This is a genomic window from Nocardia asteroides (assembly GCA_019930625.1).
Taxonomy (GTDB): Bacteria; Actinomycetota; Actinomycetes; order Mycobacteriales; family Mycobacteriaceae; genus Nocardia; species Nocardia sputi.
Window position 1 is genome coordinate 5,819,834 of the sequence record CP082844.1, and the last position, 12,136, is coordinate 5,831,969.

Below are 12,136 nucleotides of genomic sequence, written 5' to 3' on the forward strand. Positions count from 1 at the left end.
CCTCCATCTCGTCCGCCGCGCCCCCAGATGCAACCACGCCGGGACCCGATCCCGGGGCGGCGAAGTCGTCGCCCACCACAACGACCGCGGCGGCCACCCGCGCCGAGGCAGGTTGGTGTGGATCCGCGCGGGCATCGGAACCGCATGGCCGCATCGACATGTCGGAGTCCTCGCGTTCATCCGCCGACCGGGGTCGTCGGCGGGGACTGTAAATATAAAGGCTCTGGCTCACTTCCGGTGGCTGAGCGTGGTCGCCTGACGGCACGATGCGTGGGTGGATGAGGCGGATGTTGCTGTCGGGCTGATGTTCTCGGGTTTGTCGGCGCTGGTGATCGAGGAGGTTGTCGAGGAGGGCTGGAGGCTCGTAGTGCGGGCCCGGACAGCGCCCGGCCCGGCGGTGTGCTCACGCTGTGGTGAGGAGTCGGAGAAAGTCCACAGCTACCACCACCGGACCGTCGCCGACCTGCCCGCCGACGGTCGCGTGGTGATCGTCCGGGTACGGGTTCGACGACTGGTTTGCCCGAGACCGCAGTGCTGCAGGACTTTCCGTGAACAGGTTCCCGGGCTGCTCGAACGCTACCAACGGCGAACGACCCGACTGACCGGCCAGGTGCGGGCGATCGTGAAAGAACTGGCTGGTCGGGCTGCGGTCCGCGTGCTGGCCGCGTTGCCGGTTCGATTGTCCCGACATACCGCGGTGCGGGTACTGCTGGCGATCCCGCTGCCGCACCGGCCGGTCCCGCGGGTGGTCAGCGTGGACGACTTCGCCCTGCGCCGCCGAAACCGTTACGGCACAGCGGTCATCGACGCTGTCACTCACCAACGGATCGACGTCCTGGCCGACCGCAAGTCCGAAACCCTCGAAACATGGCTGCGGAACAATCCTGGCGTCGAGGTCGTCGTCCGCGACGGATCGGCCACCTATGCCGAAGCGATCCGCCGCGCGCGGCCCGCCGCACTGCAGGTCAGCGACCGCTGGCATCTGTGGCACGGTCTGGCCCGATCGGTGAGGGAAGTCGTCGCCGCGCACGGCCGATGCTGGGCCGCGGCCGGCCCGAAACGGCAAACACTCACCCGCGAGACCACCACGTTGGAACGCTGGCATGCGGTGCACGATCTGCTCGATCAAGGTGTCGGACTGCTGGACTGCGCCCGGCGTCTGGGCCTGGCGTTGAACACGGTGAAACGCTACGCCCGCGCATCCGAGCCGGACCAGCTGCGCCGCCCACCGTATTACCGGGCCTGCCTTGTCGACCCCTTCCGCGACCACTTGCGGCAGCGTCGCACCGAACAGCCCGGTGTCCCGGTCCTTCACCTGTTCCACGAGATCAAAGCGCTCGGTTACACCGGCGGCCTGAACCTGCTGCACAAATACCTCAACCAGGGGCGCGCCGAGAGCGACCGCATCTGCCCCTCACCGCGTCGGCTGACTTCGTGGATAATGAGCCGGCCGACCGATCTCCCCTCCGGACGCCGCGCTCATCTGGACGAACTTGTCGGGGCATGTCCCGAGATGACCGACCTGGCACGGCTCGTCGGCGAGTTCGCAGCGATCCTGACCGAACGTCGCGGTGGCGATCTCGACGAGTGGATGATGCAGGTTCGCGAGGCCGGGCTGACCGAACTCGGCCCTCTCCTTCGCGGCCTCGACCAGGACCACGACGCCGCGGTCGCCGGCCTGACCGTGCCCTACAGCAACGGCCCGATCGAAGGCGTCAACACCCAAACCAAACTGATCAAGCGACAAATGTATGGCCGGGCCTGTTTTCAGCTACTTAGACGATGTCTCATGTGGCGTATTTCGTCAGCTTCTTGAAGCAGGTCAGCGCCGCGGCAAGGGTGAGGAACGCGAGGAAGTGTGTGGCTTTGCGGTCGTAGCGGATGTTGAGCCGGTGGTAGCCGGTGAGCCAGGAGATGGTGCGTTCGATGACCCAGCGGTGGCGGCCGAGGCGCTGGGAGGATTCGATGCCTTTGCGCGCGATGCGGACGGCGATACCCCGATCACGCACCCATTGCCGCAGCTCGGCGGTGTCGTACGCCTTGTCGGCATGCAGTTCGGCCGGTTTGCGCCGACGCGGACCGCGCCGCGACCGAACCGCGGGGACCGCCTTGACCAGCGGCCGCAATGCCTCGGCATCGTTGGTGTTGGCCGCCGAAACCGCCACCGACAGTGGTATTCCCGCCCGATCGGACAGTAGGTGGATTTTCGAGCCGGACTTTGCCGCGGTCAACCGGGCTCGGGCCGGTCAGAGATCCCCCCTTTTCGCCCGGACGCTTGCTGCGTCGATCACCGCACGCGACCAGTCGATCAAGCCCTCGCTGCCGAGCTCATCGAGTATCGCGCGATGTAGCCGCCGCCAGAGACCGGCCTCGGTCCACACCGTGAACCGGCGGTGCGCCGTTGGAACGGTGACCCCGAATGACGGCGGCAGCATCCGCCACGCACACCCGCTGGTCAGCACGAATACCACTGCCGTGAACACCGCCCGCTCGTCGGTCGGAGCAGTACCCCCACCCTGCGGTCGTGGCTCGAACTTCGGCAGCAACGGCTCCACCATCGCCCAAAGCTCGTCCGGAACGAGACGCTTCGACAACTTGTCCGACACGGCCGAACATCATGCACCACAACCGATCACAGTCCATCTCGACCCACCGATAACCAGTCACAGCGACATGAGACACGGTCTTAGGCACCGCATCCTGCTCGCATAGCCCGGGCACCACCGGAAGTGAGCCAGAGCCGTTGTATCTACAGTCCCGCGACTACCTGCGAATATCGCCGCGACTCGCATACGATGCGACTTTCTCGCATCTGATGCGACCGACGGAGGTGGCCGGTTTGGCGGGTTTCGGCGGTTTGGTGCCGGGTGGTGCGCGGCTGCACCTGGTCGACGGTGTCGCGCTGTTGCGGCCGGAGGAGCAAGTGTTCGAAGCGATGCTGGCGGGGTTCGCCAATCAGCAGCTCGCCCGGAATCTGGCTCGCACGACGGTGGAGGGCCGGGAGAACACGGTGAAGGCGTTCACCGCCTACGTCAACGCTTTCCCGTGGCAGTGGACCCCGGCGATGGTCGATGAATGGCTGGGTGACCTGCGGTCGTTGCGGGATCTGAAGCGGTCGACGATCCGATCCTATTGCGAGGCGGTCCGGTCGTTCTGCCATTTCGTGACCGATCCGCTCTACGAGTGGCCGGCCACCTGCGAGGAACGGCTCGGCACTCATCCGATTCAGATCGTGCACGAGTGGAACACCGCGGTCCATGCCCAGGACACCGAGTCCGACCCGAAGAAGCGGGCGTTCACCAAGGCCGAGTTGCACGCGTTCTTCGAGCACGCCGACAACCAGGTCGCGCGGATCCGTGCGTTCGGCCGCAAGGGTTGGCTACCCGCGTTCCGGGACGCGGCGCTGTTAAAAACCTCATACTCGTTCGGTTTGCGGCGCAACGAGATCCGGATGCTCGACGCGGCCGACTTCGGGGTCAACCCGCACGCACGGGAGTTCGGCCAGTTCGGTCGCTGCCAGGTGCGCTACGGCAAGGCGAAGAAGGGTTCGCCGCCGAAACGTCGTGGCGTGCTGACGGTCTGGGACTGGACTGCCGAGGTGCTCGATGAGTGGTTCACCGAGATCCGTCCGTTGTTCGGCGTCGACGGCAACCTGGCAGCCTGGCCGTCCGAGGGCGGACTGAGGATCGGCTGCCAGCGCCTGAACTCCCGCTTCGTCGCCTACCGGGACGCACTCGGCCTGGACAAGGTCCTGGACCTGCACAGTCTGCGGCGATCGTATGTGACGCATCTGATCGAGGACGGCTGGGATCCTCGGTTCGTGCAGGAACAGGTCGGCCACGAGCACGCGTCCACGACCTCGATCTACACCTGCGTGTCCTCGGACTTCCGCACCCGCACCCTGCGCCGCCAGCTCGACGCCACCATCGCCGCCGCCCTGGACTCCCGGAAGGGGATGAACGCATGAAACGAACCGTCGGCTACACCTGGCACCTGCGCGAACTGATGGCCACCCGCGGCAGGTTCAACGCCACCGAACTGTTCCCTCTTCTGCACGAGCGCGGCATCAACTTGTCCGCCTCCCAAGTCCAGCGCCTGGTCTCGGGAACACCGGAAAGGCTTTCTCTTCAGGTACTTTCGGCGCTCTGCGACATTCTCGGCTGCACTCCCGCCGATCTGGTCACCACCACCGCCGAGAACGCCGGGGTCAGCCGCACCGCCACCGACGGCCTGCCCGGCCCGGTCCCGGCGAGCGTCGCGAAGCTGCGCCCGCGGGCGGCCCGGAGCCAAACCCGCACCCTCGCCGTCGCCGAACCGCTTGCCCTCGATGGTGATGCGCTCGATCCGATCGGCGGTGGCGGCGCTCTCGTCGGATACGGGCGGGTGTCGACCAGGGGCCAGCTGCTCGACCGTCAGATCGCCGCGCTCACCGCGGCCGGATGCCAGCGGATCTTCACCGGATGCGACTCATGGAGACAGGCGGCGCAATCTCACCTGTCCGGCGCCTCAGGGCGAAATACGCTGGTGGTGTGTACATTCCGTGCGCGGTGTTCCGCCGCACCCCACTCGAACGGGCGGATCAGGATCTTGCCTGGCATCGTGATGACCAATGGTTCTTCGCGGCCGGTGCCTGCCACATCCTGGCCTACGCCTTCCTCGAAACCCGCTCACACCGGTTCACCGCGAAAGGCCTGTGGCCGGCCGATGCCGCTGATCCTGGACACGTCTATGTCAGCAACGGGACCTGGGCCTTCGACCACTGCGGCTGGACCCTGGAGCGTGAACTGCTCGCGGTCTCCCGCGTGGTTGAACCCGCGGCGAACTATCAATCTCGTGCCATCCGGATGGGGCTCGATGAGCTCTGTGCCAGGCACTGGCACCGCACTCGTGCCGAATTCCTCCACGATCCCTGGCCGCTTTCCGAAGCGCCCGCGGGGCTGCGGGGCGAGGTTCGGGAATTCGCGATAGTTGAATATGCGAGCCTGCCAGTCAGCACCATCAAAACCGCCTGGTCAGGCGCGAATTTTTTCCGGCCAACGCCGGATTCCGGCCGGTTGGACCCCACATGCCGGCTCTACCCCAGATGCACACGAGTGCGAGACATCTGAACGCCCATCGGTAACCGTGCCTAGGTGATCGCATGACCGTAGATAGGTATATGCCCGATGTCGGCCCGGTACCGATTCGATGAGGATGGTTGTCGCGCAGCGAGCAGAACACCTCCCCGCCAACGCACCGGAGCCGCTCATGTCCATCCGCACCACCATCCCCACCGTGGCCCAACGGCGTGTCACGGTCTCGACCCGAGACGGCGTCGCTCTCGCGGTTCGGGAGTACGGTCCGCGCGATGCCGACCTCACCGTCGTCCTCCTGCACGGCCATTGCCTGCGCAGTGAGTCCTGGACCTACGTCCGCGACGCGCTGCTGCGCCGATACCCCGACGCCCGGGTGGTCTGCTATGACCATCGCGGACACGGCGACTCCGCCGCAGCGTCCCGCAAGACCTACAACCTCGCCCAGCTCGGCCGCGACCTGCAGGACGTTCTCGACGCGGTCGCCCCCACCGGACCGGTCGTCCTCGTCGGCCACTCGATGGGCGGCATGACCGTGCTGACCTACGCCGCACGGTACCCGCACGAGATCGGCACTCGTATCGTGGGCGTCGCGCTCCTGGCGACCGCCGCGAGCGGGCTCGCCGACGCGGGCCTCGGCCGGCTCCTGCGTAACCCGGTCGTCTCCGCGTTCCAGGCGGCCGTCCGCCGCGCCCCGGGCCTGATGCACCACGCGAAACCTGTAGCCTGCACACTCTTCGCCCCCGTCATCCGTGCCGCCGAGTTCGGCGATCGCAAGGTCAGCCCGCGGGTGCTGGCGCTGGCCCACGCGATGCGCAACGAGACGCCGATCGTCACGATGGCGAGTTTCCTGAGCGAATTCACGGTCTACGACCGGACCGACGCGCTCGCGGTCCTCTCGCGGATCCCCACGCTGGTGCTGTGCGGCTGCAGCGACCTGATGACGCCGCCGTCGCACTCGGTCGCGATGGCCGCGGCCGTCGAGTACGCCGACCTCGTGATGGTCGAGGGCGCCGGGCACTCGGTGATTCTCGAGCAGCCCGACCAGGTCGCCGACGCCATCAACCGCCTCATGACCCGAACAGGCGATCCCGACCGGGCCGCGGCCGCTCACCTCACCCTCGTCGCCTAATGGGAATTGATCGGCGAGCCTACGACTGGGGCGGGACTGGTAAGGACCCGTACTGGCGACTCCTGAAATTATCTGCGGTAGCGCTCGCGGTGCCGCTCGGATTGATAGCCAAACCGCTTAGCGCCACTTTTCGCGAATCTGGTCCCCGCACCCCGGATAGTGCGCGTTCGAACAGCAGTTCCTCCTTGTGCCGGATCGCCGGGCTCCGCAGCGGGGCGGTGTCGATCGGTCCGCGGCGGCCGCGTACCAGCATGCTGGGCCGGGTGGGGTGTGTATGCACGACCCAGAGTCCGGCGAGGTCGAACTCGGCGAGGGTCAGAGTCCTCGGCCGGCGGGCGCCGGTAGCGATCCAGAGACCGGCACCGTAACCGGCCAGGGCGTCGAGAGGGCGACGAGGTTGGTCGGTCCGGTGGTGGCGGCGGCGAAGGCGACTTCGGGGTGGGTGGCGAGGGTGGCTCCGAGGTCGGCGAGTTTGGCGGGGTGGGACGGATAGCCACAGCATGGCTTCGCAGGTGAAGCCGAGTAGGCGGGGGTCGATGTCGACGTCGAAGAAGAGCGTGCCGGGGTGTCGGAGGTGTTCGAGGCGTCGATGGATGGTGGATTCGGATCTGCCGTTCCAGCCGGTCGCGCCGCCGAAGAACATGCGGAGGAGGCAGTGCGCGGTGACGGCGACCACTCGTGGTGTGCGGGGCAGTTTGCCCCACAGCCAGCTGTCGCGGGGCTGGTGGCCGCGGGTTCGTGTAAAGCAGACGATCTCGGTGCCGCCCGAGGTGAGGCTGACCCAGGAGGTGTCTGGGCGGCGAGCGCGGTGGCGATGGGTTCGGCCGCGCCGGGTACGCATCGCAGGCAGACAAGCCATTCGACGTGCCCGAGTCGGCGGGCGTCGGTGAGACCGAGTACGCGCAGCGCCCCGGTGGAGCGCAGTTTGCGGTAACGGCGGGCGACGGTTTGGTCGGACACGCCGAGCGCCGCGCCGATGATCGTGAACGGCGCGCGGCCGTCGAGTCGTGATCTATCTGCCGAATCCCTCGATCGGGGTCGCGGCATGCTCCACCGCATCGTCGCCTCTCTCGGGCACCAGCCCGCCTATCACACTGCGGTCCTGGTACCCCGGACCGCCGAGACGCTGGCCGCTGAAGCGGCGGAGCGGGGCAGGCTGCCCGTAGTGGCCATCGATGAAGCTCACCTTTTCGACAGCCATCAGTTAGAGGCGATCCGCATGCTCACCAACCACGACCCGGACTCTGTTTCACCGATGAGTTTTCGGCGGACCGGGCGTCTACCCGGAGAAGGGGTATTGAGACCTAGGAGGATGCATGCGGACGTTGGCGATCACCCAGAACATCACTGTCGACGGGGCGATCGAGATGCTCGGCGACTGGTTCGACCCGCAGGGACAGGGCGGTGCCGATAATTCCGATCTTCTTGCGGAGCTGCACAAACAGGACAGCGAGGCGGACGGGCTGCTGCTCGGCCGCAATACCTTTACGGACTTTCGCGGCTATTGGCCCAACCAGACCGACGACCCGACGGGCATCGCCGACTACCTCAACCAGGTGCACAAGTACGTCGTCTCGGCAACGATGACCGATCCGGGCTGGGACAACTCGACGATTCTGTCGGGCGACCTCGTCGCTGAGGTTCGCGCGCTGAAGGAGCAGGCCGGCCGCGACATCGTGGTCACCGGCAGTATCACGCTGTGTCACGCCCTGATCGCTGCGGGCGTTGTGGACGAGTATCGACTCTTCACCTACCCGACCGTGCAAGGCCGCGGCAGGCGACTGTTTCCCGACGGCGTCGAACTGCCCGCCCTGACGCTGCTCGACAGCAAGGCGTTTCGCGGGGGCGTCACCTACACCCGCTACGCTGCGGCCTGAATCCCGAAGCGCCGCGCGGTGATCGAAGGTCGGTGCGAGCCTGCCACCGAACCGCGGGCCCCACATGTCACAATCGAACACACGTTCACCACATTGGAGGTTGCCCTATGACGATCACACAAGGTTCAGCGGGTCTCTGCGAATGTGGGCGCACCATGCCTGGCCTGGGCCAGTAGATGCTGCGCTCGTACCGAAGCGGGCCCGACAGGCGAACCCGACTCGACGTCGGAGAGAATCTCGTCGGGCGGTCCTAGGTAGACGAGAGTTCGGAGCTCAATGCCCCAGTGAGCCTGCTCACTGGGGCATTGAGCTCCCCGAAATACCTGCTCGAACAAGGTGGTCGGAGAGACGGTCCGCATGCCCGGTGGTGTGAGTGGGAGGGCTGGAAGACCCTGCGGTGTTGGTGCGGCCGGGGCAAGGTCGGTCAATGCCCGCTCGTCCTCGACGCGACCGAGATCCTCCAGCACCGAGCGCTGCGATCGGGTCAGCCGCTCACGCACACCGGTCTCGATCCCAGCTCGGCCGATAGCGGTCAGCGCCCACCCGACCCCTTCCTCGGCGAAACCGTGGCCGGTCAGCCAGTCGACAATCCGCAGGACGTGCCCGTGCTGTTGACCGCATGCAGTAGCCAACTCGCCCGCAGGCCGCGCGGTCCGGGTGAGCGTACGCAAGACAGCAAGTCGCGGCAGGGTCACCCCCAGCTTCCTCATTTCGGACGACTTTTCATTTCGGACGATCAAGCTCCCTTCCCAACATTTCGAATCAGTGGATGTGGTGCTGCGTTCATCGCGAATCGTCGTTCATCGCGAATCGTCGCTGATCCATCCACGACAGCCCAGTCGGCCACGATTAGAACGACTCAGTTTGTCGGTGATGCGGCCGGATCGCTGGCGCGGGTTCGTCGGGGACGCCGTACCCTTACGGCCACGGCACTCACGAAGCTCGTCAGATACAGATCCAGCAGTAGAGGCGTTGTCCTCGCACAACCGCCCGGCTGGCCAGGCCAGCGGCCTGGCCGAGGAACCACGCGAGGCCGTCCGGATCCGGCGGTGTGGGGAACACGTCCGAGGCGGCCCATTCCCGGGCAACGCCATGCAGCGAAGCGTGATCAGCGGCGGCGAGCGCATCACGCAGGGAATCCGTCAGCGACAGACACACCAGCTCTCCCTCGTCGACGGTCGCGAGCAGGTGGCCATGCCGCGGGTCGGACCGGACAGCCTCGTCCGGCCGGCCTGTAAGGATCACTTCTGCCGGCAGCAGGTCGATAGTCGGGTCTACGCCGTTGACATCGAACCCGTCATAGCCCGTCGCGGCCGGTTCGTCGTCCTCGCGCACCACGGCCCGGATCGCGTCGTCATCGTCTGCAGCAGCGAAGTAGCCATAGATAACTCCCATGCGGTGATCTTGGCACCCACCACTGACAACCACTCTTGATCCCGGCCGGCGTCGCATCGTTCTTCCGTGCGCTGGTGAGGGTCCACGGTGGCCAGCGTGCGGCCGCGCATGCGTCCTCCGAGCAACAGAACAGTAATCCCAGCGCTGTCAGCAAGAACCTCGGCGGCGAGCAACGACGAGGTGACCACGGTCAGCTCGTGGTCGGCGATCTTCTCGGCAATGAGGCGCGGTGTGAATCCCTCATCGAGGCATATGGTTTCGGCTCCGTGCAGCAGGCCCGCCGCGGCGGCGGCAATTCGGTGCTTCTGAGCAAGGTCCACTCGGCTGCGGTAATCGACGCCCGACTCGAACGCCGCGCTCTCGAGCGGGATCGCTCCGCCGTGTACCCGTTTGACCAGCTTGCGATCAGCGAGCACTCGCAGATCCCGGCGGATGGTCTCTGTAGCGACCCCGAATTCGGAAGCCAGCGCGCCCACTTCGACCCTGCCGCTGGTCCGGGCGTATTTCCAGAATTTTCGACTGACGCGTGTCTGAATCCACGTAGGGCATTCTGCTCCATCGCCACTGGACGCACTGCAGGCCGACCGGAACCTTGAACGGGATGACGCTGGTCACGGCAGGAAAGAGAACCCGGCACCCCTCACATACGTACCGGGTTATCTGCCAAGCCTCGGTTGGCCTGGTGTCCTCTCCTGTGACATCCCCATGGCGAGCGGTCGGCGTCAGCCGACAGGTCGGCGACCACCCCGTCCTACGGGCACGTCCGCATCAATCGTGACCGGGATCGAGGACCGCTTTGACCTCATCGGTCGTCCGCGCGGCACGGAGGCGCGCAACCTGGTCCCCATCCACGAAGACCTGTGCGATGCGGTTCAGCAGAGCCAGATGATCGTCCCCGGTCGCCGCGATACCGATGACGAACTCGACCGGCTTGCCGTTCCAGTCGATGGCCTCTGGGTAGCGCAGGAGCGATATCCCCGTATGGCGAACCTCGGTTTTCGCAGCATTTGTGCCGTGCGGAATCGCAAGCCCGTTGCCCATGTAAGTGGAGATCGATCGTTCCCGCTCATGCATGGAGTCGACGTACGACGCGTCGACTGCGCCTACGGCGACCAGCAGTAGGCCGGCCTCGTTGATGGCGTCGGCCCTGGTGCCGGCCTGACCGGACAGCACAATCGAGTCGAGGGCGAGCACGTCGGTGCCTGCGGTCGGGTCTTTCTGGACCGGCTCGTCGTCCACCGGGGCACTGACCCGGTTGGCACGTGCGATCATGGCGACGATCTCGTCGTACTCGGGACTGTTCATGAAGTCATCGATAGTGACGTGAATGGCCGAGGGCGTCCGCTCCCGTGCCCGGTCGGCCAGGTCCGTGTGGGTGACAACCAGGTCATAGCTGTCGGTAAGGTTCGAGATCGCCTGGTTGACGACGCTGACCTCAGCGAATCCTGCGCTCTGGATCTTCCTTCGCAGTACGGAGGCACCCATGGCGGAGGAGCCCATGCCGGCATCACAAGCGAAAACAATGCTGGAAATAGTTGATATGGCGACCGTGTCGTTCGACGAGAGCGCGGCGGAGGCAATGGAACGCATGCCTTTCATCGCCTCCATGGCTGCGGTGGCTTCGGCCAGGTCGGGTTCGTCGGTGACGCGGTCTGTTTTCAGCAGGAGAACAGCGACCAGAAACGTCACGGTCGCCGCGCCGACGACGGACAGCGTGACTCCGAGAAAGCTGCCGCTGGCAGTCTGCGCATACACCGCAATGATCGATCCGGGCGCGGCGGGCGCGCGCAAGCCGGAGCGGGCATGGGGCGCATCGCGTTCCTGCTACTAGCATTGTTCGCGAAGATGGAACGCACCTTCACCGCCGAACGCGCCGCCCACGCCCGTGCCGTCGCCGAAGCCAAAGGCCGCCGCATCGGACGGCCCGCCGCCCATCCCGACGACAGAATCGACTACGCCCGCCTCCTGCGCGAACAAGGACGCAGCCTCGGCGAAATCGCAACCAAGACCGGGATACCGAAAACCTCCCTGCATCGATACCTCACTGCCACGACAAGCGAACGATGAGCCACGTCGTACGCCAGCACCCGAGGCAGCGACGGTCCAAGGACACCGTGGACGTGCTGCTGGAGGCCGCGGCCCAGATGTTCACCCGCGAGGGGTTGACCGCGACGACCAACCGGATCGCCGAACGCGCCGGCGTCTCGATCGGAACGCTATATCAGTACTTCCCGGACAAGCACGCGATGCTTCACACGCTGGCCATGCGGCATCTTTCCCAGGGAGGTGAGCGACTCGGTCAGGTGTCCATCAGCCTCCGGACGACCGAGCCGCCGTTCGAGGAGACCATGCGCGCGATCGTCGATGTCGTTGTCGACCTGCATCGCGACCGGCCCGCTCTGCACGCCCTCCTGCATCGGGTCGCCGCACGGCTGCCTGGGGAGCTAGCGGCCTTGCTCGCATTCGAGGACTATCTCGTTGATGAGATCGGCTATCACCTCGAGCGTTGCGGCCGTGGTGGCGACGATGCGGCGCTGACGGCACGGACGCTGGTCCATGCCGTCGATGCGCAGGTGCATCGGGTTCTCACTCGGCACGAACTCACAACCGATGAGGTGATGGTGCTCGTGCACAGGCTCACTCCCGGAATCGGGGAATGA

The 12,136-nt window shown here is 66.1% G+C and carries 12 protein-coding genes and 2 pseudogenes; 7 read left to right on the top strand and 7 right to left on the bottom strand.

Features of this window, described 5'->3' with window-relative positions:
• Nucleotides 1–304 precede the first annotated feature (304 nt).
• The gene (locus K8O92_26375) at nucleotides 305–1,816 is read left to right on the top strand and encodes an ISL3 family transposase (GenBank protein ID UAK35957.1); all 1,512 of its coding nucleotides are present in this window, start codon (nucleotides 305–307) and stop codon (nucleotides 1,814–1,816) included.
• Here K8O92_26375 and K8O92_26380 read toward each other — a convergent pair.
• Nucleotides 1,788–2,558 (bottom strand): annotated as a pseudogene (locus K8O92_26380) (IS5 family transposase). The gene K8O92_26375 and the pseudogene K8O92_26380 sit on opposite strands and share 29 nt — an antisense overlap.
• Before the next feature lie 257 nt (nucleotides 2,559–2,815).
• Between K8O92_26380 and K8O92_26385 the strand changes: the two are divergent.
• From K8O92_26385 to K8O92_26395, 3 genes are all read left to right on the top strand, one after another.
• Nucleotides 2,816–3,967: a site-specific integrase gene (locus tag K8O92_26385; GenBank protein ID UAK31311.1), complete on the top strand. Its 1,152-nt coding sequence runs from the start codon at nucleotides 2,816–2,818 to the stop codon at nucleotides 3,965–3,967.
• Complete coding sequence (locus tag K8O92_26390) at nucleotides 3,964–4,968, top strand: helix-turn-helix domain-containing protein (GenBank protein UAK31312.1); 1,005 nt, start codon at nucleotides 3,964–3,966, stop codon at nucleotides 4,966–4,968. Before K8O92_26385 ends, K8O92_26390 begins: the two co-directional genes overlap by 4 nt.
• A 279-nt stretch (nucleotides 4,969–5,247) precedes the next feature.
• Nucleotides 5,248–6,204, top strand: a complete 957-nt coding sequence (locus tag K8O92_26395; protein ID UAK31313.1) for an alpha/beta hydrolase — start codon at nucleotides 5,248–5,250, stop codon at nucleotides 6,202–6,204.
• A 315-nt stretch (nucleotides 6,205–6,519) separates the two neighbouring features.
• On the opposite strand, the gene K8O92_26400 is transcribed toward K8O92_26395, so the two are convergent.
• Nucleotides 6,520–7,251: an AsnC family transcriptional regulator gene (locus tag K8O92_26400; GenBank protein ID UAK31314.1), complete on the bottom strand. Its 732-nt coding sequence runs from the start codon at nucleotides 7,249–7,251 to the stop codon at nucleotides 6,520–6,522.
• A complete protein-coding gene (locus K8O92_26405; protein UAK36104.1) occupies nucleotides 7,217–7,405 on the bottom strand; it encodes a hypothetical protein in 189 nt (62 codons plus the stop codon). Before K8O92_26405 ends, K8O92_26400 begins: the two co-directional genes overlap by 35 nt.
• 115 nt (nucleotides 7,406–7,520) lie before the next feature.
• On the opposite strand from K8O92_26405, the gene K8O92_26410 reads away from it, so the two are divergent.
• Nucleotides 7,521–8,081 carry a dihydrofolate reductase family protein gene (locus K8O92_26410; GenBank protein UAK31315.1) on the top strand — a complete coding sequence of 187 codons (561 nt, stop codon included), beginning with the start codon at nucleotides 7,521–7,523 and terminating at the stop codon, nucleotides 8,079–8,081.
• A 125-nt stretch (nucleotides 8,082–8,206) separates the two neighbouring features.
• On the opposite strand, the gene K8O92_26415 is transcribed toward K8O92_26410, so the two are convergent.
• The 4 genes and pseudogenes from K8O92_26415 to K8O92_26430 all read right to left on the bottom strand — a co-directional run bounded on the left by K8O92_26415 (nucleotide 8,207) and on the right by K8O92_26430 (nucleotide 11,267).
• Entirely contained in the window at nucleotides 8,207–8,791 is a 585-nt protein-coding gene (locus K8O92_26415) for a hypothetical protein (GenBank protein ID UAK31316.1), read from the bottom strand.
• A gap of 235 nt (nucleotides 8,792–9,026) precedes the next feature.
• Nucleotides 9,027–9,476 (bottom strand): hypothetical protein, encoded by a 450-nt coding sequence (locus K8O92_26420; GenBank protein ID UAK36105.1) that lies wholly within the window; start codon nucleotides 9,474–9,476, stop codon nucleotides 9,027–9,029.
• An 80-nt stretch (nucleotides 9,477–9,556) separates the two neighbouring features.
• Nucleotides 9,557–10,016, bottom strand: a pseudogene (locus tag K8O92_26425) (DeoR/GlpR family DNA-binding transcription regulator).
• 228 nt (nucleotides 10,017–10,244) lie between these two features.
• Nucleotides 10,245–11,267: a PTS sugar transporter subunit IIA gene (locus K8O92_26430; GenBank protein ID UAK31317.1), complete on the bottom strand. Its 1,023-nt coding sequence runs from the start codon at nucleotides 11,265–11,267 to the stop codon at nucleotides 10,245–10,247.
• A 12-nt stretch (nucleotides 11,268–11,279) separates the two neighbouring features.
• On the opposite strand from K8O92_26430, the gene K8O92_26435 reads away from it, so the two are divergent.
• Together K8O92_26435 and K8O92_26440 are read left to right on the top strand one after the other, a co-directional pair.
• Entirely contained in the window at nucleotides 11,280–11,543 is a 264-nt protein-coding gene (locus K8O92_26435) for a helix-turn-helix domain-containing protein (GenBank protein ID UAK31318.1), read from the top strand.
• Entirely contained in the window at nucleotides 11,540–12,136 is a 597-nt protein-coding gene (locus tag K8O92_26440) for a TetR/AcrR family transcriptional regulator (GenBank protein UAK31319.1), read from the top strand. The genes K8O92_26435 and K8O92_26440 overlap by 4 nt, the downstream gene beginning before the upstream one ends.